Below are 22,600 nucleotides of genomic sequence, written 5' to 3' on the forward strand. Positions count from 1 at the left end.
TCCCTCCCCGGTCGGCAAAGCCGACCGGGGAGGGAGAAGGCCATAGCTCCTTAAGCGGATGGTCCGTTTTTACTTTTTCCCTCAGCCCTTTAGGCTGGGGGAAGACCGAAGATTTAACGGTTGCTTCGTTTTCGAATCTCCTCTACCTCTTGAGGGGCGAACAGCGCTTCCTCCACGTGCTTCGCCAGCTGGAGAATGGCATTGGCGATCGGCTTAGAGCGCTGGGCGACCAGCGGAGCCCCTTTATTAATCGAGTTCAACACGGTCACCTCATCCCATGGGATCTGCACTCCCACAGGATGCTTGAGGGCCTGTTCGACCATTTCAGCCGTTATGCCGAAGCGCCGATCCATTTTGTTCAGGATCATCAGCGTCTTCTGAGGCGGGTAGTTGAGCTGGGTGATCACATCGAAAAACAGACGGGCGTTCTTGATGGTCGGCACATCCGGGGTAACCACCAGGACGATCTGATCCGCCTCATCCAGAATCAACAACGTGGTGTCTGTCGGCTGGGTCGTGGTGTCGATCACCAGGATATCAAAGAGGGTCCGCGCCATGCCTAAGATACGCTTCATCGCCTCCGGGGTCACATACTCCGCCAGCTCCGGCCGGGGCGGGGCCAGGAGTACTTTCAACCCGGAGGCGTGGGAGAGCAGGGACAAAGCGAAGGCCTCTGGGTCCATCTCATCCATCTGGGCCAGATCCGCGAGGCTCCGGGGTCCTTGTAGGTTTAGGAACACCCCCACATCCCCGAAGGGAAGGGAAGCGTCGATCAGGGCGACCCGGCGTTCTGGCTTCTGTAGGGCCACAGCCAGATTCACTGCGATCATGGTCGTCCCCACGCCCCCCTTGGGGCTGTAAACGGCCACCACCTTTCCCTGAGCCCCGGCCCGACCGGCTGCCGGCCCCAGCGGCCCTGTGGGTGGCAGCACCGGTGGCGGCCGGCGCGTTCGATAGACCCGACGGATGGTCGCGACGAGCTCATCCGCTGAGAAAGGTTTAGGGAGGAAATCCCGGGCGCCGGCCAGCATCGCCCGCCGCAGGTAATCCGCATCGCTCTGGACGGACATCATCACCACCTGGGTGAGCGGCGCAACCTCCATGATCTGCTCCACAGCGGAGATGCCGCTCATCCCCGGCAGGTTGATGTCCAGCAGAACGACATCCGGTTGCAGCTCCCTGGCCAGCCGGATCCCTTCCTCAGCGGTGGATGCGGTGCCCACCACCTCGATGTCATGTTCAAACATCAGGAGCTTCTTCAGGTTCTCCCGTGTCTCCGGGATGTCATCGACGATCAGGACGCGAATCCGCTGGTCCGCCATGTATCCCCCGTGATGAAACTTAGTATTTCTCCCCAATCGGATTGTTGGATATAACCCAACTCGCCTTTAAGCTGTTTCCCCTTGGAGATCTTCGGGGGCTGGGGACCGTTCGTGGTCGGGCGCTTCAGCGCCCGTTGTTTGATAACCTCCCCCGAAGGCGACCATCCTTTCACCGACATGGTTCCCTCGCGAATTGATCCGGACAGCCCGGCGTGTTGTCGAGGAGCAAGTCGAAATTGTTGGCTGGCGGAAGGGTGATGCCCAAGCGCTCGATCAGGGATTCCAGGGTGACCGGGTCCGTCCGCACCAGCTGGTTATCCGTAGGGTTGCGCAGTGCGAAGTCGACCACGGCGCCGGATTCCCGCAGCCATTGCAGCACCAGCGCGTCTTGTTGACTCACCAACAGGACAATGAACTGCTGACGCGGGCGCGGGGTGGGGGTGGGGGCCGGCGTCGGGCCGGGTGCAGGGGTGGCCACGGGCGTCGGCTGAGGCCGCTGAGGGGCCTCAAAGGTGCCCACCGTCAGCACCTCCACGTTTTGCAGCACCAACTGACTGACCCGATGGGCCACCCGTTGGGTTGGATCCATCAACGCCGTCTGAGCGGCTGCGGGGGGCTCCACACCTAGTGCAATCAACCGACGGGCTAGGTCCTCATCCAGGGGCCGGTGATAAATCTCACCATCCGCCAGCGGCTTGGTCTGAATCAGAGCGAACGTCACCAGCACATCCACCTTGTCGCCGGGGGCGAGATTGAAAGCCACGGCCGCTGCTTCGTCCACCGGAAAGGCGAACGCGACTTTACCGGGGGGGATGAAGAGCGCGGCTTCGGAGCCCCGGCGGGCGGCCTCCGCGGGCGCTGCCGCCAGATCCTCCGGCACAATGGGCTTCTGGCGTGGGATATCGACCCGGGCGACCTTCCCGATGACCGCTTTCGTATCCGTGAAGGCGCCCTCCGGGAGGACCTCCACCGGCCATCCGCGCAGCGTGACATCGGATTCCGTGATGATCGCTCCGCGTGGGATCGTCTGCGCGGCGATCACGATCGACTGTAGGAACGCCGGCGTAGGCGTCGCTGTCGGTGCTGGGCCTGCCGCGAAGCGAGGCAAAATGAACAAGGCCGCCACCATCAGGACTAGGATAACGAGCACCAGCAGCAAAAGCGTTCGATTTCTGCGTCGGCGCATCGATCAACCTCCTGCGCGGGTTCGACTTCTCACATGAATAATCATCCTCCTGCTCATCGCTTCCAGCAAGTCCGCACATGCTTTCAAGGGACTCACTGTCGCCGGATCTTGCCGCTCTAGGTTCCCAGCAACCTTGCCCATGTCTCCACCCTTGAGCGCGTCTGCCATCCGCCCCCGGCTCTTGGCATCCGCCTGCTCATCATGCCTACCGGCTGTTCGGCCAATTTAAATGGGTTCAAACCAATTATATGTTAATTTGTTTAGCTGAGACTTGAGCCTCGCCGCTGGGAACTACGCTGAGAAGCGAATAGGTTCCTTCCCCGCGGGGAAGCGCGTGCTATGATGCGCTACGTCGAGGGCCCATCCACTGCGGAGGGGAGGAGCCCGCATTGTTTAGGGTGATTCGGGTTGCTATTAGTGTCTGGATGGACGATGCCGATGACGAGCGATCAGGAATGCCGTGAATGCCAGTCCCCCTGCCGCAACTGGTCCGATGATGCTCCATCCGGTCTCCGGAAGGCGTCCGGCAGCGTCAAGCGGGTCGTGCGCTTCCCCCGTTCCTGGCTGAGGATTGGGACCTGGCGGCGGGGCGAATCCTCCCGGCGTGGCGGAGGGCATGAAAGAAACCGTGGGAGATGGGGTGAATGTTGCGTTCGGGATGGCCGTGGGGGTGCTGGGAGCCGGTGGCGGAAGTGTCTCGGTGGCTGTCGCGGTCATGGTCGGCGTTTCGGTTGGCGCCTGTGTAGGTGTGAGCGGCGCGGTGGGCGTAGGAGAGGCCACCGGCGTCGCAGTCGGCGTCGGCGGCGGCGTGGGCGTGGGGCCGGGCGGTGGGAATTGTGCGTCGGCCCGGCCGCTCAGGCTCACTGCGAGCAATAACCCCATCCCCCATCCCAGGCGGTTCCGGCTGGTTCTTCGCATCAGTTTCCTCACTACGTTCATGACAGAGGCGTTACGCTGTGCAATTTCCTTGGGGGCTGGGGATCGCCGAAGGCGGCCCCAATCCCCAAGAAATTTTTCTCCTAAGGTGATGAGTGAGCGCCTGGAAGCTCCGCTCCCCATAGGCTCTCAGGCGAATTATAGCACAAATGTGACGATCCCAATCATGCGCGCGCTTGGCCCGCTGGCGTTTTAGAGACCTTCGGTGGGGAAGGGCTCGGCTTCTCTCTTCCTTGCTCTTCCTCCCCACCGCCTTCAGGACGACAAGGAGGGACCGGAAAAGCCCATTGGGGGTTGGGCCCTGCTTGGAGTCGGGCCCGGAACGTCCGTTGTGGAAGACCCCCGAGATCCCCCTACCGGTTGCGAAGCACCAGCGGAAGGAACACCCGAAAGCCCTCGATCCACACCTCCGACGTGGTGTTGTTGTCCTCGTTCGTTTCCATCACGCAGCCTCGCAATGGGTCGCCATAGCCGGGGATGGGCACATCGATAACAGCCCCCAGCGTGGAGAGGGGTTCGGTGGTGGGGATGGTGAGGATGAACGGAACTGTCACGCTTCCCCCGGGCTTTAATTGACGTGAGGGAAGTCCGAGATAATCCGATGCTGCCTCTTTCCCGTTGATCTTAAACCCCACCAGCACCCACCACGGCGCGCATCCCAGGGTGCCGCTCAGCGGCCGGGCGGTGCCCGGCCCGACGTTGGTCACGATGAGGGTGAGGGTGATCGTCTTGGTGATCCCGTGATCTTCATACTGAATGGAGAGGATGGCTCCGACTAAATCAGGGCCCAGAAGGTCCGTCCGATCACGGGCTTCAAAGCGATCCGCGAGGGGGAACCCAGCTCCGCCCGCGGAGCGGACCTCCACGGTGTTGGTGAAAGCCGCCACATCGGAGATGTTCGCGCTGGGGCTGATCTCGACGCGGCGGGTCAGGCTCACCACCGCCCGTGGCCCCAGCGCTGGCCACACGGTAATCCATTGGGAGGAGGCGGGTTGGTCGGTGAAGGTGACCCACGGCCATCCCTCCAGCGTGTCGGTGATCCCGACGTCGGTCACCGTCACCCAGCCGGTGTTGGTGAGGGTGATGGTGTAGCGGAGGATCTCGCCGATATCGGCCTGGGCTTTCCCATCGGTCTTGGAAACCTCGATCGCATATGGCTGGCGCACCAGATGGGTGATGGTCCCGATCGGAAGCGGAACGGCTCCGGAGAAGGCCGCCGCCGCCGTCAGCCACGTCCCATCGGCGATGGACATCGGATCCGTGATCCGCACGGAGAGGGTCAGGGCAGCGGAGGCGTTCGGGTCTACCGAACCGACTGCCCATCGGATCATTGGCCAGGCGTCCGTGGTCACTGACCCGGCCGACATTTGGATCGCCCCGAGCACGACCGGGATCGGTAGATGTCCGGAGATCTCCACGTTTGTCGCCGACGCGGAAGCCGAGTTGGTGATGCGCACGGTGTAGGTGATCCAAGACCCCGGAAACACGGTGCTTCCTTCGGGGGGCGATGCGCTCATGGAACCAGCGAGCGCTGCGATGGGATGTCTGGTCGTGTTGCTGTGCAGCAGCCCGAGCTCATCCGTCTGAAGCGTTACCTGATTCGAAACGTCGCCGGACACAGCGCTCACCGTCGCCGCGAAGGTGAACGTGAGGACCTGCCCCCGGGCGAGGGTCTCGATCTCCCCCACCCAGCGGTTGGTGGAAACAGTCCACGAGAGCCCCGACGAGGCGCTGGCGGACCCCGCCACATAGACCGTTCCAGAGGGAAAGGGGTCTTCCAGGCGGACCCCGTGGAGGGTCGCGCCGCTGTCGTTGGTCAGCGTCACGGTGTAGGTGATGCGATCGCCGGGCCGCACGGACGTGCCATCCGGCGGGGCGGCGGATTTCACCAGGCTGGGCGGTTGATCCGGCACTTCATAGAGCAAATCCGCGTTCAGCAGGAAGGGTGCGGTGACGGGGTTGGGGGTGGTCAGGGCCAGCTCATACTGCAGGGCCTGCGCGTAGGCCTGAAGCGGGATGGAGACGGTGAGCTCGCCGGTGGAGGTGATCGACACCCACCCGCTCCAGTCGTTCCACGGGAAGCCCTCCTGAGGTTGGGTGCGGTAGCGAACCGCGATCTCCGTGGAGTCGGGGCGCAGCATGTGCAGGCGCAGCGCCACCATGAGCCGCCGGCGGTCCAAGCGGAACGGCGGCGCCACGTAACGGCCGCTGGAGACGAAAAGCCCCAGCCCGTCCGCGCCGAGGCGGCCGGCGTTGATGTGGGTGAGGGGGACATCCTGGTTTTGGGTCCGGCCCCGCCCGCCGATCACATAGACCCAGCCATCCGGCAGCACCACCATCGCGTGGGCGCTGCGGGGGGGCGTGATCAAGCTGGTCGCCGTCCAGGTGATGACCCCCCCACCCTCCGCGGTGACCCCGGCCCGCACGTCCGGACTGGGGTCGCTCAGGTTGCTCTGCAACCCGCCGCTGGTGAGCAGCAGGCCGTTGTAACCGATGGCCGCCAGCTCCACCAGGTTGTTGTCTAAGGAAGCCGTCCGGGTGAACGGCCCCTGGAGCGTGCCCGGGCCGAGGGGCGCAAACCATACCTCATACAGTGGAATGCCTGTAGGCTGCGTCATCCCGCCGATCACGTAGAGGGATCCCTGCTCCGCGACCGCGGCGTGCCGGTACAGCGGGTAAGGGAGCGTCCACGTGAGGGAGGTCCATCCGGTGATCGCCCCGGTGGCCGGGTCGGGATGCGCCACATAGATCGTGGGGGTGATCTGGAGGTTCGCGTCGATGCCCCCCAGGACGTAGATCCAGCCGTTCCATGCCGCCACCGCCATCCGCGCCAGGCCAGTAGGGAGGGGGGCGGTGGGGGTGAAGGGGGAGAGCGAGCCGTCGGGGTTCACCCGGGCGTAAGCGACATGGGGTTGGGCCACGTTGTAATAGATCAACGGCTTGCTTTGCCCTCCGATAACATACAGGAAACCCCCCACCAAGACCGCGCCCCCGTAAGCGATCCCCTGGGTGAAGATGGTCGTGAGGTTGGTGGAGAGGGTGGACCAGGGCGTGAGGTTGTGGTCGCTTAGGACAGCGGCCGATTGGATGATGGTGGTGGTGAGGGCGCTGGGGTCGCTCGGGTTGTTCAGCCCCCCGATGACGTAGATGCGGCCGTTGGTGTAGATGGCGGAATGGCCCCAGCGGGGGGTGAGGCCGGCTGTCACCACAGTGGTGATCCATTCCCCGGAGAGCCCGGCCCGGAGCAACGAGACCGCCCCGTCGCCCACATCCGCCAGGCCGGTGCGGAAGAACTCCCCATTGTTGAAATCGGCCAAGGTCGTCTGGGAGAGCGTGCTCACTCCGGCCTCGGCCCGGCGGCTCATCGCGAGCCAGAGGGCCAGAAGCCCCAGACCTGCGATTCCCAGAGCCAGTCCAACCCGATACCAACCTTTAGAAGCAGACATATGCTCTCCAACGGTGTTTGTTGTGGGAATGGCGTGGATTGCGTGAGAGCTAAGTCAGAATATTCATACCATGAGGGGGATCAAAAGGGGGAGACATGGCACACGCCATGTCTCCCCCGGAGAGAGCGCTTATTTGAACAGGAAGATCTGCGGTGGCGTGAGAGGGCAGACCTCATCGTTATAAGTAAGCTTGAAGTTCGCCCCGGAGACATCCACCTCGTATCCAAAGATCGCGCCGTTTCCAGTGAAGCCACGAGCGCCAGAAAAGTTCACCAGCCCATCGGGGGCGTAGATCAATCCTTCCCATGTCACCTGAGCATAGGAAAGCTGGATCGCTCCTTCGCTGGTGTTGTTGGAGGTTGAGAAGAAGAGCAGCTGCCCCTTTCCGTCTGGCTCCTTATAGAACCCCTTGAAATAGGCCTGGTCGTCTTTCGAATTGGTGGACTTGATCGTCCCGTTGGTGACGATGGTGATGGTGACCGTGCCCCCGCCTTGGATCTGGACATCGCCGTTAACGACATAGAGGCCGTCACACAGCATATAGTCACCGCCGCTGTTGGTGGTTTCCGAGGAGGGGCATCGGCCGCTGGACTTCAGGGTGATGGGTCCATTGAAATAATAGCGCCGGCTGGCATCCGCTTGGTTCCACTTCGAGCCGCCTGGCAGGAAGTCCTCATAGCGGTAGAACTCGGGCATCGGGATGTATCCGCCCTGTTGCTTGGTGCTACATGTCCCGGTCCCCCCTTGCTCGGTCACATAATCGCAGATCCCGTTGATATACATTTGCTGGCTGATGTTGATATCCGCGTTGGAGTGGATGTTCCCATTGATCACACCGCTCACTCCCCCGCCCATTCCCCCGCCAGTCGCCTTGAGCACGTTCTGTTGGCAGTTGTCGGTGCATCCGGCGAAGATGGCCCATCCGTTACAGGAGACCGGCGGCTGGTAGACGGCGGTGGCCTCGGCGCTCACCCGCAGGTTGGCCTGGCCGATGACCCGGGCGATGAAGGCGGAGAAGGGGTTCCAGACGACCACCCGGACGCCCTTCACCTCCTTCGTCCCGATCTTGGCGGGGACAAACCCGCCTCCGACGGGTCCGAGGACGTTGCCGTCGGCGTCCGTGTAGAAGACCTGGACGTTCCCGTTATAGGCGTTCCCCGGGGTGCCGTCAGTGTCCGGGAGGTTGTGGGCCTCCACAGCGGTGTGCACGGCCCGTAGCAAATCGGCTTCCGGGCATCCGTAGCCGCGGGCGTTGTTGCACCACGGCCTTGGGTCCCACAGGAAGCGGGCGCCGGTGAGGGCCCCCGCATCCGCCCCATTCTGGGCCCGCCGGCGCTGCCCATAGGCGTTGCTGCCATCGAGGGCCAAGGCGGTGAGCGCCAACAGACCGACGAACGCGATCGCAATCAGCACCAGCGCTTGCCCCCGATTCCCCAAAGCGTTCCTTACCCACATCGCTGCCTCCTGTCGAAGGAGAGGGCGCTCTTTGTCGATCGAAAGGTCTTATGGACAGCTGTTTGAGCCGTTGTTCAGCGCTTGCTGCACAGCGTAGGCGCGTAGGATCACCTCCGAACCGAACATCCCTCGCATCACGGGCGTGACCATTGTGAAGGAGTAAGCCGTGGAAACGGTGATCGGCGTGCCGAAGCAGATTTGGCTCGGATCGTTTGGCGTGATCACGATGGTCACCCGATAGGGATCCAGGGGGGTCCCGGGGGTTTGCCGGACCGCGATGAAGGTGCGGTCGTAGGCGTTGTTGGGAGTGGCGCATGAGGGTCCGTTCGCCGCGCTGATGCATTGTGGGTTCATCGCCGCATACAGCGCTCCCTCGCCCGCTGCGTCCTGGATCGCCACCCATGCCATATACATCCGCCCCAGATCCAGGACCCCGGTGAGCAGCAAGAGCAACACGGTAGCGGCCAGGGCGAACTCCACCAGGCTCTGGCCGCGCCGGGCGCCTTGGATGAGCGAATCCTGTTTCCCTTGCATCAGATAATTCCCCACAGGGATCTTCACTCGAAGTCGAGCGCCGGGATACTCGTGATCAGCGGGCCCTTACGGCTTGGGCATCGCGATCCCGCTGATGGGGACCACCGAGCGCATCCCGGCGAAGCGCAGCGGGAGATTCGAGACGAAGGGCCGGATCAAAGGGGTCGCCGCGCTCACCTGGGATTGGACTTCCACATACACTTGGTCGTTCAACGCCAACACCCGGGTCGGCAGTCGGGACCGAGCGGGATCAGAGGAACAGATGCCGATGCTCGTAGCGTTGCCGCTCCCCGGATCCGGCCGCAGGTATTCCACGGTGATGGTCACTTGGGTCCGGGGCGTCAGGGCCAGGGTTCCATACGCTCGGTTTAGCACTTCATTGCATTCGGATGCCGTCACCTTCCCCCGATCCGCATCATTACCCCGGTGAATGGTCGCCGCCGCGGCGCGCAGGGCCTCCCGCGCTGCATTTGAAACTTCAGTATAAACAAAGAGAATACGACCAAACTCCATGATCCCCAGCATGAACAGCAACAGCACAGGGAGGATCAGGGCGAACTCCACCAGGCCCTGCCCCCATCGGGTGGCCCGCAGCCATCTTCGAATCCAGGTGCTCCGCCGGAAGGTCATAGCATTTTTATCCCCTGATAAAACCGATGGCAAAGGGAAAAGGTTACGAGCTCATTCGTTAATCACTTCTTTTTTGAAGGCATCACCCCCTGCCAAGTGGAAAAAATGGACGATATTCATTATAGCCAAACGCATCGAATTGATCAACTTTGTCTAAACTGGAATTCCAGTAAGGGGAATTTCTTATAATGTTGGCAAATTGTTAGGATAGCCTGTTCCTCCTTAATTCTCATTCTTGCTTCCCCTCAGCCCTTGGGGCTGTGGAAGGGATCCTAGAGGTCCGTCAAAGGCAGGCCCCCAAATCCTATGATCTGTTACAATTGAATTTGTCTCAAAGCTCCTCGTCCCCCTGGCCCCTCGCGCGCGGCGAAGCGATGGAAGGGAGCGTCGAGATCGCTTTGGGTGTTGGGAAGGGTGCCTGCGGGGGTCTTCCTCATCCCCAAAGCCCATAGGGGAGTTTAGGGCCGAACTCGATAGGCGCGCCACTCCCGAATCATTCGAGTAGTGCTTCGTCCACTATTGGTTTTGGGGGATATGCGGTGGAGGGAGCGGATGGCCCCTCCCCGCGGCCCGAAGGTCCGGGGGAGGGGGAGAAAAAAATCCTCCGGGGCCGGGCCGAAGGCCCCCGGCCCAGCCCCGGAAACCCCCAATTTACCAAATTTAAAAAAATGGACAAAGCAATAGGTGTCCGATGACCAAGTTCTTCTTTATTTTAAAGACTGGCTTCCGGCGAGGATCTTGGACTTTGGTCATGGTCCCCCTCCTCCTCGCCTGTCTCGCCCGCCCGGTGCCGGTGATCGTGGTGGGGGATGGGCAGCGGCGCACCGTATACACCCGTGCCGCCACGGTGGGGGAGGCGCTGGCGCAGGCGGGGATCCCCCTGGGGGATCTGGATCGGATCTCCCCGCCGGAGACCGCACGGATCACGCCGGGGATGGTCATCACGGTGACCCGCATCACCCAGACGCTGGAGGTCCAGGAGGTCCAGATCCCCTTCCCCCGCCAGATCCTGAAAGACGCACGATTGGCCCCGGGGGAAACGCGCCTGATCCGCCGCGGCGAACCCGGGGTGGAACACGTGACTTTCCGGATCACCTGGGCGGACGGTCAACCCATTGAGCGCCAGGAGATCCACCGGGAGCGCATCCGGGATCCGGTGCCGGAGATCATCGCCGTCAGCCTGCTCGGCGAGGTCGCCTCGAGGCCGATCTCTGGCACATTGGTCTTCCTGGCCCGTCGGGACGTCTGGCGGATGGTCGGGGAGACATCTCGAATCGTGCGGCTCACCCACTTGGGGGATCTAGATGGTCGGGTCTTCGCGCTCTCCCCGGACGGAAGCACGTTGTTGTTCTCCCGCGCTCCTGTAACTTCTACTCGAACGGCTTTGAACACCATATGGGGGATGAGCCTCCAGGTGGATCCTCCGCGCCTTCAGCCGCTCGGCCTGGGAAACGTGCTCTGGCTGGGATGGTCCCCCCAAGGGGATCAGGTGGCTTTCACCACCGGGGAGCCCAGCCCGGGGCCGCCGGGCTGGCGGGCGCATAACGACCTGTGGATCGGTCGATGGGTTGGGGGGCGGATCGAAGCCCGGCGGGTGCTCACGCCGACCGCCGGCGGCCCTTACGGTTGGTGGGGGATGACCTGGGCGTGGGCCCCGGATGGCCGCCGCCTGGCCTTCGGTCGAACCGATGGGGTGGGGGTGCTGGATTTAGAGACCTTGCGGGCCACTTTGCTGATCACGTTCCCGATCTATGAGACCCGGAGCGCATGGGCGTGGACGCCCGCCTTGGCCTGGTCGCCCGATGGTCGGTATCTCGCCGCGTTGGTTCATGGCCCGCCGCGTTCCGGAGAGCCGCCGGAGCAGTCCACCCGTTTCGACCTCTGGATCCTGGCCGTGGATGAGGGGTGGGCCCGCCCGCTCATCGAGGATGTTGGGTTGTGGGCGGGGATCCTATGGACCCCCCAGGGGTTGTTCTTCGGTCAGGCCCGCCAGCCGGAGGCCGGGGATGCCTCGCGCTACGACCTCTATTGGGCGGATCACGATGGGAGCGACCGGCGGCGGTTGTTCCCGCCAGAGGGGGAGGTCGGGTTCGGTGGACAGCCCGACCTCCTGTGGGCGCCCGACGGGCAGGGGGTGGTGGTGCGCTACCAGGGCGACCTCTATTGGATCGCGATCCCATCCGGCCAGATCAACCGGATGACCGCCCAAGGGGATATCGCGGCGATGGCATGGCGATGAGCAGAGCCGTCCGGATCGGGGCGCACGGGCGCACCGAATGGCTGTAGGGGCACCCCTTGTGGGTGCCCCGACAAAGAAATCCCCCGTGGGCAAATCCTCTCCACGCGTTGAGGTGACTACGGGAAGGCGAACTCCTACTTCTGCATCGCGACGGGCTCCACAGGGGACAAAACCGTGCTCTCCATCCGACCCAAGGGGCGGAGGTAACGGGGTGTCGTGTGGGGGAAATCGGCATAGATCCCTCGTCGCTCCGGAGGGAGCAAGGCCGCGATTTGAGCCATCAGCTCATCGGTAGCTTCCCGCAGGGCCTCCCGCTCTTGCCTCTCCGGGATCTCCACCCGGCAAGGCGGTCCGAAGACCACCCGGACGGGCGTGCGGCGAAGCCGACGGATGTTGAACTTGAAGCGGTCTGTCCCGTCGATGCCCACCGGCACAATCGGGGCCCCGGTGCGCCAGGCCAGGTAGATCGCTCCTTCCCTTCCCTGAATCAGAGCTCCGGTGGGGCTGCGGGTGCCTTCGGGGGCGATGAGCAGCACCCCGCCCAGCCGCAGGACCTCGAGGGCGGTCTGGATCGCCCGGCGGTCCACCTCCCCCCGGCGGACGGGGAAGGCGTCGAAGGCGCTCACCAAGGGGCCCAGGACCGCGTCTTGGAAAACCTCGGCTTTGGCCATTGGGAGCACTTTGCGGCGGAGGACGCTCACCACAATGACGGGGTCTAGGAAGCTGATGTGATTGATGGCCAGGATCACCGGCCCGGTCGGGGGGATATTCTCCAGCCCCACCACCTCCAGGCGCAGCAGGATTCGATAGAGCAGGTGGAGCATGAAGGTCAAGAAGCGGCGCAACCATGAGTGTCGATGCACCCGGGCGGCGGTCGCCCAGCGGGAAGCGCGCTGGAACACCTGTCCTGTCTCCGTCATACCGCACCTTCTCCCTACGCTCCAAGTTTATCAGGTGGCTCTCCTTTCTGGAGGCACCTCAGCGCCCGAGGCCATGGGGATTTCAGGGGGTGGGGCCATCCACTCCCTCCACCACATATCCCCAAAACGAATGTGGATGAAGCACTGGAGCGAAAGCGCCATACGACAAGCGGCCTGCCCCCCAAAAGCCCGTTGAGCATAATGAGAGCGCTTCAGCGTATCGCCTCCTCCTCGGCGAGCCGGCGGGTCTGATCCTCCATGATCAATGCCTCAATCAGCGGGTCCAGGTCTCCATCCAGGATCTCCGGAAGCCGATATAGGGAGAGGTTGATCCGATGGTCGGTGACCCGGTTCTGGGGGAAATTGTACGTGCGGATCTTCTCCGCCCGTTCGGCGGTCCCCACTTGGCTGCGGCGGGCCTGGCTGACCTCTGCCTCCCGCTTCCGACGTTCCAGCTCGTACAGGCGGGCCCGCAGGATGGCCAACGCGCGCTGTTTGTTCTGGAACTGAGAGCGCTCGTCCTGGCATGAGACCACGATCCCAGTGGGGACGTGGGTGATCCGCACCGCCGTTTCGTTCTTTTGCATATGCTGTCCGCCCGCTGTGCCTGCCCGGAAGGTTTCAATGATCAGGTCCTTGGGATCGATTTGGACCTCTACTTCATCCATCTCCGGGAGCACCGCCACGGTGGCCGTGCTGGTGTGAATGCGTCCGGAGGCCTCCGTGACGGGGACCCGCTGGACCCGATGCACCCCGCTTTCATATTTGAGGCGGGAATATGCTCCACGGCCGCGGATCAGGAAAATGACCTCTTTGAAACCGCCCAGGCCGGTCTCGTTGGCGCTGAGGAGCTCCACCCCCCACCCCTTTCGCTCGGCATAACGGGTGTACATCCGGAAGAGATCCGCGGCGAACAGGGCGGCCTCCTCGCCGCCTGCCCCGGCCCGGATCTCCATGATGACGTTTTTCTCATCGTTCGGGTCGCGGGGGAGCAGGAGCCGTCGGAGCTGTTGCTCCAGGCGCTCTTGCTCCTCGGAGAGCCGTTCCATCTCCTCCCGGGCGAGGGCGGCCAGTTCCTCATCGGTTGTGCTCTCCAGCAGTTGCCGCGCCTCTTCCAGCTGGCGGCTGATCCTCTGGTAGCGATGGAAGGTCTCCACAATGGGCTCCAGCTCCTCCCGCTCCTGGCTGAGCGCCCGGAGCCGTGAGACGTCCATGGCCACGGCAGGGTCGGCTAGCCATGTGGTCAACTCCTCGTAGCGCCGTTGAACCAGTTCCAGCTTCTCCAGCCACCGTCGTTCCATCGGATTTCACCGCAATCGATCAAGATTCCGTCTCGCCCCCGTTTTCAATCCCCAATCGGATCAAGGCGTTCCGCGCGGCCTCCCGAGTGGCCTCCCGTTTGCTGGCGCCCTGACCTTCCCCTACGACCTCATCACCGATCAGCACCTGGACGGTGAAGCGGGCAGCGTGGGGAGGTCCTTCCACGGCCACCACCCGATAGACAGGTGTCTTGCCCCGCACGGCCTGACTCCAATGCTGGAGGCGACCCTTGGGATCGTGCCACTCCAGGCTTCGCAGCGCCTGATCGATGGCCTCCGGGAGCAATCGATCCATCAGGCGCTCCACAGCTGGCAAGCCGCCATCCAGATAAAGGGCACCCAGCAAGGCCTCAAAGGCGTCCGCCAGAACCGAAGGACGAGTCCGGGCGCCCTCGGCCTCCCCTTTCCCCAGGCGGAGCCAGCGTCCCAGTTCCAGCGCCTCCGCCCAGAGAGCCAGACGCTCCCCACGGATCAGCGCGGTGCGCAGTTCCGTCAGCCGCCCCTCGGACCACTCGGGGAACCGGCGGAACAGGTCCGTGCTGACCACCAGCTGGAGGACGGCATCCCCTAGGAATTCCAGCCGCTCATTGTCGTGAATCCCCTCATTGGGGTGCTCGTTGATGTAGGAACGATGGGTGAGGGCTTCGATCAGGAGCGACCGGTTCCGGAAGGACCAGCCCAGGCGCTTCTCCAGGACCGAGAGAGAATCCTCCTCGGGTAGGGAGGCCTGGGGCGAAAGGGGAGACAGCCCATGAGATGCGGGCTGTTCCGGTTTTTCCCGAGGATGCCCCCAGAGCTCTCGAATGCGGGCCCACCAATTCCCCATCGGGAAGCCCCTTCACCTTTATTTTTTAGCGCTTCTTCCGGTGATCCCTTCCATTCCGTTCCGTAGTGACCATTTTTTCGTGGGGTGCAGGCCGCCGAAGGCGGCCCCCAGCCCCCGAAGGATTTTTCCCCTTCCCGCAGCCCAAAAGGCTGCGGGAAGGGGAAGAAAGGGAGGGATCATCGGCCTCCTCCAATGTATACCCCAAAAACCAAGATGAACAAGGCCCTAGAGGTTTGGGGATGTACAGCGTGAGGCAGCTCCTAACCCGCGAGGCCCCCCAAGGATCAACGATGGAAAGCGCTTTTGTTGCGGTGGCGAACCGATCGCTCTTCGAGGATTCCCTCTTTCCCCTTCTTCCCCATTTGGGGAGGAGGGGAAAGGAAAAGGTGAGGGATCCATGCGGGCGGCCTCTGAAACCCGCAGACGGGCAGCAGGTCGCCACCGCTCAGGCCAAAATAAAAGGGGCAGATCATCGATCTGCCCCCATGGTGGAGCGGGCGACGGGATTCGAACCCGCGGCCTTTGGCTTGGGAAGCCAACGCTCTACCACCTGAGCTACGCCCGCGCACGTTACCTGCTTACGCATCTCTAATTTATAATTTAGCGGGCCCCGGCGGCCTTGTCAAATTCATCCGAATGGGGCGACTGCTTGGCTCCCTCCTGGGGAATTTTTTGGGGAGGGGCTTGCCCCGCGCGAGGGGGGCGGATGAGAAGTCAGGCTGTCCGTTGGTCCGGAGTCCACCTTAAAAGATCCCCGAGATTTGCCCCGTCGGATCGTCTAAGACCGCTGGGGAGGACGGCGACCTCTCCTACCTGCCGAAAACGAGACGGTCACCCGAATCGATTTTAGGGGCTGGGAGTCGATCGAGGCGATCTGCCGAGGATGTGCTGAACCCTGACCGGATCGGGGAGATCTTCTTGTGAGGATAGATCGGGCGCTCCCGCAGGGGCACGGCGCGCCGTGCCCCTGCGAGCCAACCCGTCCCCATCTCTGGGGCAGGAGGATCCTGCCTCAGCGCTTCGTCCGGAACCCGATGAGGGCGTAAAGTGGACACCAGCCGATCAGGGAGGTCAGGATAAAGATCACGCCGATGACGGTCAGGACGATGCCCAGCGTGTTGAAGCGAAGGATGAAGGCCGAGAGCAAGATGAGGACGACGGCCACGATCAACCGCGCGATCCGATCCCAGCCTGCCATATTGAGCGCCATGGCTTGCCTCCTTAATGGAAGATCTACAGCCATTCGAACCCGGCGTGCGGTGAGCGTCCTGGACCTTGAACGCTGCGATCAGTCCAACTCCTCATCAGCGTGGTAGTGATGATGCGCGTGGGCGCTGGAAAGCTCATAGCGCATCCGCTCCCAGACCGCTTGAGCTCGCGCCATCGCCTCGGGATCCGTGACCTTCATGAGCTCATTGATAAAGTAACCCTCCGGGACCGCCCCCTCGATGTGGATGACCTCGTTGATCACGGTGCGCGGAACGCCGTAGACCCCGTAATAGTCTGCCAGCTCCGGAAACTCCATCGCCTCCACCATGTCCGCCCGGATCCACGAACTTTCCATGGCTGCCTGGTGGGCCAGCCGCACCATCCGTGGACAGTAAGGGCATGTCGGTGTGACGAAGACCTGGATGTGGACGGGCGTCTGGATCTGGGCCAGCCGCTTCCGGCTGGATGGCGAGAGCCCGGAGTCCCGGGCCCCGACCATCCGGATGTCCTCGATCAGCGAGCCGAACTCATACCCCGATGGGATCCCGAAGTAGCGGATGCCGTAATCCCGATCGCCCTCGATCACCACCGCCGGGGCCTTATCAATCCCGTAGCGCTCCGCGATCTCCCGGTCGGTGATGCGGTTATAGACTTCCATGGAGATCTGATCGGAGAGGGCAGCCACTTCCTCGATCAGCTGTTGGGTCTCCTGGCAATAGGTGCAGTCCATCTTCTGGATAAAGACCAGCAGCCGCACCGGATTCTTTAGATCCGCCAACAGCCGCTTGACTTCCTCCCGAGTGCGTGTATCCAGCAGCGCCATACGGACCTCCTCCTGGGATCTAATCCAAGAGCTTATCGGGCAGGGTCCGCCGGTCCCCTCCTGGGCGCTCGGAGGGGGCGGGTTGACAACCCGCCCCCTCCCCCCAGTCGGAGGGCCCGATGGCGCGGACCGTTGCCCCTCACTTCCCTTAGATGCAAGGGGCGCGTTCCGGTGACAGGGGGTTTGGGGGCTCGAGGATCTCCATGGAGCCACATTTTCCACTGGTTTTGGCTCCTCGGGGGTGGGGGCGAGCTGAACGCCGAAGGCGCTCAGCTCGCCCCCACCCCCCAGGGGCTCAAAACCCAAATAAGGAAGAAGCACTACCCAAAGTTATGTTTCGTGCTATAATGAAAGTGCAAGGGGGCGAAAAGGGCTCGACGGGGGAGGCAGATCGTTGGTGGCAGGCCGGGGCCGCTCGGACCCCGTGAACAACCCGGGCAAACAACAAGTGCCAACCGCGACTACGCGGCCCTCCCGCTGGCGGCCTAAGCCAGCGTGATGGGACGGTCCCCCGATGAGGGGACCCGCTCGACCGGACCCATCGCCGACGGGGCCGGATCGGGTGTGACAAAGTCGGCGTGCGGTCGCCCGGTGCCCCGGAGGGCGGCCTAAGATCCAAGGGGCTGGCCGGCCGGAGACCTTGCCGGTTGGAGGGCCGGTCGGCGAGAGAAGCAAACCGGATACGCCTGTAGGCACCAGCGATCGAATCTTCCGGACGCGGGTTCGATTCCCGCCGCCTCCACTTTTTTATGTCGGAAGGACAATGCAGCAACATCAGATAACCCGTGAAATTTGCAGCGAGGAGTGGATGATGCGCCCCGGGGGCCGTGAATTCTATGTGATCATCGAGCGCGATGAGGATGGATATTATGTGGGGGAGGTTCCTCAACTGCGCGCCTGTTACAGTCAGGGGAAAACGCTTGATGAGCTGATGGCGAACATCCGAGAGGTCATCGAGTTGTGTCTGGAGGAAGGGGAGGAGGAATACCGGCTGGAGTTTGTGGGTCTTCAGAAGGTGGTGCTCTGATGACTCGTTTGCCTGTTTTAAAGGCCCACGAAGTCATTCGGGCCTTAGAGAAGGCCGGCTTTCAGGTGGTGCGGCAGAAAGGAAGCCATGTGCGGTTGAGACATCCCGATGGACGAGTGGTTACCGTTCCGGTTCATCCCAATCAGGATCTTGGGCGAGGACTCCTGCGCAAGATTTTGCGGGACGCAGAGCTCACGCCAGAGGATTTTGCGAAGCTGCTGTGAAGGAAACCGCTAGCTCGCAAAATCATCGGGGAATGGAAGGTGATCCGATTCCTTCCGGATGAGAGAAGTGGGCGATGGCTCGTGAGGGGCCTCGCCCACTTCGCGTTCATGATTGTGAATAGGCCCATGGAGCGGGCGGGTTCGTTGCCTATTATTTCCCTTTCAGTGTTCGCTGAGACCCCAATGGGCGTTACGGATTACTACATCTGGCGGGAATTCGAGGATCGCATCGGCGGCGAATGGGTCCGCTGGGCGGGGAAGCCCGGGCTGGAGATCTGGAGCCATGTCGATCCGGGAGCTGCCCTCATCGCGCAGGTCATGGAGATCGGCCCGGAGGACCACGTTCTGGATCTGAACTGTGGGGTCGGATGGCTGGGGGTGCTCGCGGCCCGGCGCACTTCCGGCCGGATCCTCCTGGCCAGCGATCACGGGCTGGCCGTGGAGGCCGCTCGACGCACGATGGCGATGAACGGCCTGGAAGGGCGCGCCCTCATCGTCCACGGCGATGGGTATTCCCTCCTGGAGCCCGAGGCGTTTGATGTGGTTTTCCTGAACATCCCCAAGGGGAAGGAGGTCGCCCAGCGTTTGGTGCGCCTGGCCGCATGGGCGCTCAAACCGGGGGGGCGGCTCTATCTGGCCGGGCCGAAACGAGGGGGTATCGAGGGGATTATCGCTTACGCTCAAGATTACTTCGGCAGGGCCCCGGTGTGGGCCTATGGAAGCGGTTACCGGGTGGCTGTGGCCGTTCGTCCGGCGGAGCTGAAGATGGATCCCCCGGGCGAGGAGTTTGTGGAGCGGGAGGCCGTTGTGCGAGGCCGCGCCTGGCGCTTCATCACCCGACCCGGGCTTTTCTCTTGGTCCGCCCTGGATGAGGGAACCCGACATCTGATCGAGGGGATGGAGATCCGCCCCATGGATCACGTGTTGGATCTGGGATGCGGCTATGGGATTGTGGGGGTGGTGGCCGCGCACGAGGCGCGGGAAGGTCGGGTGGTCATGGTGGATATCAGTGCCGCAGCCTTGGAGGCGAGCCGTCGCACCTTGGCGCTTTATTCTCTCCCCCACGTCGAGGTCCGCCTCAGCGATGTCATCGATGGCGTGCGGGGCGAGCGGTTTGATGTGGTGGTGACGAACCCGCCAATCCATCAGGGGTTCGGGGTTGAGCGGGAGGTGGCCTTGCAGTTCGTGCACGACGCGCCCTCCGTGTTGCGCCCTGGGGGCCGGCTGTATCTGGTCGGGGCCGTGGTGCTTCCCTATCGCACAATCATTGAGCGGGTCTTTGGGAATGTGGAGATCCTGTTCGACGATCGCCATTATCGGGTCTATCGAGCGATCTATATGCCCCGCCGGCTTCGATAAGGCTCTTTTCTGTTTCCTGCCAGCTTCCGATAGCCATCCCTTTCATGGAGAAAGGCCGATGACCCCTTAATTCCTTTTTTCCGTCGTATCTTCGGAACTATTCCGCTCGGTTCCATTCAGTTCGGAGCTCTTATGAAGAGGCGGAAGGCTCCCCAAGCCCTCAGGGGAAAATCCACGGTGAAACGCCCATACCCGTGTTGTGTTGCGTGAGAGCGACTGAACGGTTACTTTCCTTCTCCCCATGCAGCCCTTTGGACTGCAGGGGGAAGGAAAATCCTTCGGGGGCTCAGGGAGGCGACCGAAAACGGACGCTGATGGAATTTAACGAGCGGGGGATAGAGGTGATCCCCTTTCCCGCAACTCCCATCCGAATTTGAAAGACCCTCTGCTTTTAAACCGGGTCCATTGACATTTTTCCCAACCCCTACTAAGCTTTTCCATGGAGGGGCTGGTCGGGGTGGTCGGCGATGCGCCAATCTGGGGGAGGACCGAGCCTCCCCGTCGCTGAGGAGGTGGCCGATGCAGGCCACGCGAGCTCGTATTCTGCAGATTTTGCGGGAGAAGGGAGAGGCAACCGCGGTTGAACTGGCCACCCGACTCGGCCTCCGGGCGGTGACTGTCCGTCATCACCTCCGAGTGCTTCGGGAGGATGGCCTCATCCGTGAGGTCCGCACCCTCCGGAACGGACGCGGCCGTCCACGGATCGTCTTCACCCTCACCGAGGCTGCGAATCGCCTGTTCCCTCGAAACTATGAGGGGTTGGTTCGACATCTCCTCCCGATCGCGTTATCGTCCAAGGAGATCCGCCAGGTCGCCCGAAGCATGAGCCAGGAAGCGAACCTCCAAGGCCTGACCGGCCAAGCTCGGCTGTCCCGCGTTGTCTCCTTCCTGAATGAGAAAGGGTATGTGGCTCGGCTGGAGACCTCAGGGAATGGGCCGACCTGGCTGGAGATCCGGAATTGCCCCTATTTGGAGGTCGCCCGGGAACGGGGGGAGCTCTGCGCCCTGGACAGCGCGCTGATGGAGGAGCTGGTGGGGGCCCCGGTGGAGCGGATTTCCTGCATCACCCATGGTGATCCTGCTTGCCGGTATCGCATCCGCTCCGAAACCGCCTGAGCGTATAGGTGGCTGAAGCCAGGGTAGGAGCAGGCTGGAAAGCTGTCCTCCGCCGGGATTCATCCTGTGGGGAGGCGGGTGATCGCCCCATCACAAGAGGGGATTGTTTTGTCTGCTGCTGATGCACCGTCCGTGTATTGCAGACGGACTTCCCCTTAAAGGCCGAGCCTCTGGAGGATCATCGTCTGGAGCCCCAACCGTTGAAGGAGCGAGGGGACTAAGATCACCCCCAGGGTGTTCAGGCGACGGCCCCCACTCCATTGCCTCACGGCCTGGCGGTTTCGGTCGGGGAAGCTCCCCGTCCTCGCCCGGCCGCTTCCCACGGGCACCATCCGGGTGGGAGAGGTTTGCCCGGGCAGCCGGGTTGTGCGCTACGCCCGGGTCTCTTCGGCGGACCAGAAGGCCGATCTGGAACGACAGGTGCAGCGGCTGGAGGCGTTGGCCCGGCTCGCCCCCAAGTTTCATCCTCCCTCCCCAAAAGTCCTCTGAGCCGTGAGGAGAGGGGATCAAGGGGGATAGGATCATCCGCCCTCTCCATCGCATATTCCCAAAACAAGAAGCACGGGAGGCGCAACTTGCCTTGTCGCAAAGAGGAAGTTTTCTGTGGGGGGCGGGGCGTTTGCGCGGCCCGCCCCCCACAGAAATTCCGCGAATCAGAAGCTCGTCACCACGAGTTGAGCGGATGACCTCGGTTTGCAGTAGAGCGGACGCAACTCCCTAATTGAATTCGATTGCTTTCGCCTGAAGCCAGCCCTCTTCCGTAAGAATCCATTGCACCCGCCCATCGGTCGGGGTGTGGGGAAGGGCATCCACCAGGAACCGGGCATAGGTGACCCCGACCGTCAGACCTTTCAAGCCGGGTAGAAGGCGATCGAAATATCCTCCGCCGTAGCCCAAGCGGAACCCGTAACGATCAAAGGCCACGCCGGGGACGAATGCCAACTCAATGGCTTCCGGATCGATGAGGGGACACTCCGGCGTGGGCTCCAGCATCCCATAAGGGTGCCGTTGCAGGGCCCCGGGACAATACAAATGAAGCGCCAGCTGTCCGGGGGCGGCGATGCGCGGCAGCACCCAGCGTTTCTCCGGATGCTGTTCCAAGAGGGGGCCCAAGTCGATTTCGTTGCGGAAGGCCATATAAATGAGCACCGTCCGGGCGGCCTGGAAGGGGGGCCAAGCCTCCACATGCCGTCGGACCGCTTCGCTGGCTGCAGCGACGATTTCCGGGGGCAGGGCGGTTCGCTCGGCCAGCCATCGCCTCCGCAGGGCGCGCTTCGCCGCCTGGATCGCCTGGGGATCGACGTTGGGATCAAAGGGGATGCGCATCGGGCGTCCCTTCCAGGGAGCGGGTATCCATACCGGGTGGCGGGGGGGGTTCACCGACAGGGAAGCGCGCTGCGATCTCCTGGAGCCAGAGATCGGTCACCCTGCGGGCAGCGTCCTGGAAATCCCATCGCGGGGAGGCGTAAAGAATGGGCTCTCCCACAAAGATGACGGTGGGTGCAGGCCATGGGATGGGTTGGGGGAGCTCTGAGAGATCACGTGCGTCCAGCATAATCCAGGGAAGATCCTCCATATGGACAGTCTCCGCCATGATCCGCCCCGGCGAGCTCACCGCGATGCCGGCCGGGACTCCTCCCGCCCGAGCGGCCTGCGCATAGCGTTGGGCCGGTTTCAGATCCTCGGCTTCACCCACCCACCAGAAGACCGCCCCGCCGCGGTAAGCGGCGAAGGCCCTTGCGGCCTCAGCGGGGAACTCAGGGGCTACGGTCACGGCGTCTGCGCCCCAGACATCGAACGCGGCCCGGGCGCAACGCTCCGCCGAGCCCGGATCCCGCCATCGGAGATCCAGCAGGATAGGGATGGTGTTTGGGAGATAACGCATCAGCCGTTCCATCGCCACCATCCCCGCGGCCCCTTCCGCCAGGAAGAACATCGCCGGGATCGCGTAGGCGCAAACGCGTTCCCCCACGGTGTCCACGATGATCCGGCCGAAGGGGAAAACGGGGTCATCCACCCGCAGCATCGG

At 62.9% G+C, this 22,600-nt stretch carries 19 protein-coding genes, 1 tRNA gene, 1 other RNA gene and 1 pseudogene; 7 read left to right on the plus strand and 15 right to left on the minus strand.

Annotated features, from left to right (window positions below; genetic code table 11):
* Window positions 1-113: 113 nt before the first annotated feature.
* The 7 genes from ACFMO5_RS12890 to ACFMO5_RS12920 all read right to left on the minus strand — a co-directional run bounded on the left by ACFMO5_RS12890 (window position 114) and on the right by ACFMO5_RS12920 (window position 9,509).
* Complete coding sequence (locus ACFMO5_RS12890) at window positions 114-1,322, minus strand: response regulator (protein WP_376793159.1); 1,209 nt, start codon at window positions 1,320-1,322, stop codon at window positions 114-116.
* 169 nt (window positions 1,323-1,491) lie between these two features.
* On the minus strand, window positions 1,492-2,508 hold the full coding sequence (gene cpaB, locus ACFMO5_RS12895) for a Flp pilus assembly protein CpaB (RefSeq protein ID WP_376793160.1): 1,017 nt from the start codon (window positions 2,506-2,508) through the stop codon (window positions 1,492-1,494).
* A 414-nt stretch (window positions 2,509-2,922) separates the two neighbouring features.
* Window positions 2,923-3,426 carry a hypothetical protein gene (locus tag ACFMO5_RS12900; protein ID WP_376793161.1) on the minus strand — a complete coding sequence of 168 codons (504 nt, stop codon included), beginning with the start codon at window positions 3,424-3,426 and terminating at the stop codon, window positions 2,923-2,925.
* A gap of 371 nt (window positions 3,427-3,797) precedes the next feature.
* The gene (locus ACFMO5_RS12905) at window positions 3,798-6,890 is read right to left on the minus strand and encodes a kelch repeat-containing protein (protein ID WP_376793162.1); all 3,093 of its coding nucleotides are present in this window, start codon (window positions 6,888-6,890) and stop codon (window positions 3,798-3,800) included.
* 129 nt (window positions 6,891-7,019) lie between these two features.
* Window positions 7,020-8,345 (minus strand): Tad domain-containing protein, encoded by a 1,326-nt coding sequence (locus ACFMO5_RS12910; protein ID WP_376793163.1) that lies wholly within the window; start codon window positions 8,343-8,345, stop codon window positions 7,020-7,022.
* Window positions 8,346-8,393: 48 nt separating this feature from the next.
* Window positions 8,394-8,879, minus strand: a complete 486-nt coding sequence (locus tag ACFMO5_RS12915; protein ID WP_376793164.1) for a TadE/TadG family type IV pilus assembly protein — start codon at window positions 8,877-8,879, stop codon at window positions 8,394-8,396.
* A gap of 66 nt (window positions 8,880-8,945) precedes the next feature.
* The gene (locus ACFMO5_RS12920; RefSeq protein ID WP_376793165.1) at window positions 8,946-9,509 is read right to left on the minus strand and encodes a TadE family protein; all 564 of its coding nucleotides are present in this window, start codon (window positions 9,507-9,509) and stop codon (window positions 8,946-8,948) included.
* A 751-nt stretch (window positions 9,510-10,260) separates the two neighbouring features.
* On the opposite strand from ACFMO5_RS12920, the gene ACFMO5_RS12925 reads away from it, so the two are divergent.
* Window positions 10,261-11,748 carry a G5 domain-containing protein gene (locus tag ACFMO5_RS12925; RefSeq protein ID WP_376793166.1) on the plus strand — a complete coding sequence of 496 codons (1,488 nt, stop codon included), beginning with the start codon at window positions 10,261-10,263 and terminating at the stop codon, window positions 11,746-11,748.
* Window positions 11,749-11,882: 134 nt separating this feature from the next.
* Here the strand turns inward: ACFMO5_RS12925 and ACFMO5_RS12930 are convergent, their stop codons facing one another.
* The 6 genes from ACFMO5_RS12930 to ACFMO5_RS12955 all read right to left on the minus strand — a co-directional run bounded on the left by ACFMO5_RS12930 (window position 11,883) and on the right by ACFMO5_RS12955 (window position 16,845).
* Complete coding sequence (locus ACFMO5_RS12930) at window positions 11,883-12,668, minus strand: lysophospholipid acyltransferase family protein (RefSeq protein ID WP_376793167.1); 786 nt, start codon at window positions 12,666-12,668, stop codon at window positions 11,883-11,885.
* A gap of 212 nt (window positions 12,669-12,880) precedes the next feature.
* Window positions 12,881-13,969, minus strand: a complete 1,089-nt coding sequence (prfA, locus tag ACFMO5_RS12935) for a peptide chain release factor 1 (RefSeq protein ID WP_376793168.1) — start codon at window positions 13,967-13,969, stop codon at window positions 12,881-12,883.
* Window positions 13,970-13,988: 19 nt separating this feature from the next.
* Window positions 13,989-14,813 (minus strand): ribonuclease III, encoded by an 825-nt coding sequence (gene rnc / locus ACFMO5_RS12940; RefSeq protein ID WP_376793169.1) that lies wholly within the window; start codon window positions 14,811-14,813, stop codon window positions 13,989-13,991.
* A gap of 489 nt (window positions 14,814-15,302) precedes the next feature.
* Window positions 15,303-15,378 (minus strand) — tRNA-Gly (locus tag ACFMO5_RS12945).
* A 447-nt stretch (window positions 15,379-15,825) separates the two neighbouring features.
* Window positions 15,826-16,023 (minus strand): DUF2892 domain-containing protein, encoded by a 198-nt coding sequence (locus ACFMO5_RS12950; protein WP_376793170.1) that lies wholly within the window; start codon window positions 16,021-16,023, stop codon window positions 15,826-15,828.
* Between the two features lie 78 nt (window positions 16,024-16,101).
* Window positions 16,102-16,845 carry a thioredoxin family protein gene (locus tag ACFMO5_RS12955; protein WP_376793171.1) on the minus strand — a complete coding sequence of 248 codons (744 nt, stop codon included), beginning with the start codon at window positions 16,843-16,845 and terminating at the stop codon, window positions 16,102-16,104.
* A gap of 359 nt (window positions 16,846-17,204) precedes the next feature.
* Between ACFMO5_RS12955 and ssrA the strand changes: the two genes are divergently transcribed.
* The 6 genes from ssrA (at window position 17,205) to ACFMO5_RS12985 (ending at window position 21,060) form a co-directional block, all read left to right on the plus strand.
* Window positions 17,205-17,590: a transfer-messenger RNA gene (gene ssrA, locus ACFMO5_RS12960) on the plus strand.
* A gap of 66 nt (window positions 17,591-17,656) precedes the next feature.
* Window positions 17,657-17,872, plus strand: a complete 216-nt coding sequence (locus ACFMO5_RS12965; protein WP_376793172.1) for a type II toxin-antitoxin system HicB family antitoxin — start codon at window positions 17,657-17,659, stop codon at window positions 17,870-17,872.
* Window positions 17,872-18,096: a type II toxin-antitoxin system HicA family toxin gene (locus ACFMO5_RS12970; RefSeq protein WP_376793173.1), complete on the plus strand. Its 225-nt coding sequence runs from the start codon at window positions 17,872-17,874 to the stop codon at window positions 18,094-18,096. Before ACFMO5_RS12965 ends, ACFMO5_RS12970 begins: the two co-directional genes overlap by 1 nt.
* A 183-nt stretch (window positions 18,097-18,279) precedes the next feature.
* Complete coding sequence (locus tag ACFMO5_RS12975) at window positions 18,280-19,455, plus strand: methyltransferase (RefSeq protein ID WP_376793174.1); 1,176 nt, start codon at window positions 18,280-18,282, stop codon at window positions 19,453-19,455.
* A gap of 519 nt (window positions 19,456-19,974) precedes the next feature.
* Entirely contained in the window at window positions 19,975-20,571 is a 597-nt protein-coding gene (locus ACFMO5_RS12980; protein ID WP_376793175.1) for a helix-turn-helix transcriptional regulator, read from the plus strand.
* A 234-nt stretch (window positions 20,572-20,805) separates the two neighbouring features.
* Window positions 20,806-21,060: a hypothetical protein gene (locus tag ACFMO5_RS12985; protein WP_376793176.1), complete on the plus strand. Its 255-nt coding sequence runs from the start codon at window positions 20,806-20,808 to the stop codon at window positions 21,058-21,060.
* Between the two features lie 228 nt (window positions 21,061-21,288).
* On the opposite strand, the gene ACFMO5_RS12990 is transcribed toward ACFMO5_RS12985, so the two are convergent.
* Both ACFMO5_RS12990 and ACFMO5_RS12995 read right to left on the minus strand, forming a co-directional pair.
* Entirely contained in the window at window positions 21,289-21,897 is a 609-nt protein-coding gene (locus tag ACFMO5_RS12990) for a 5-formyltetrahydrofolate cyclo-ligase (RefSeq protein ID WP_376793177.1), read from the minus strand.
* Window positions 21,881-22,600 (minus strand): annotated as a pseudogene (locus tag ACFMO5_RS12995) (hypothetical protein); the annotation flags it as partial. The pseudogene ACFMO5_RS12995 and the gene ACFMO5_RS12990, both read right to left, overlap by 17 nt.

The organism is Thermoflexus sp., from assembly GCF_042408365.1.
Classification (GTDB): Bacteria; Chloroflexota; Anaerolineae; order Thermoflexales; family Thermoflexaceae; genus Thermoflexus.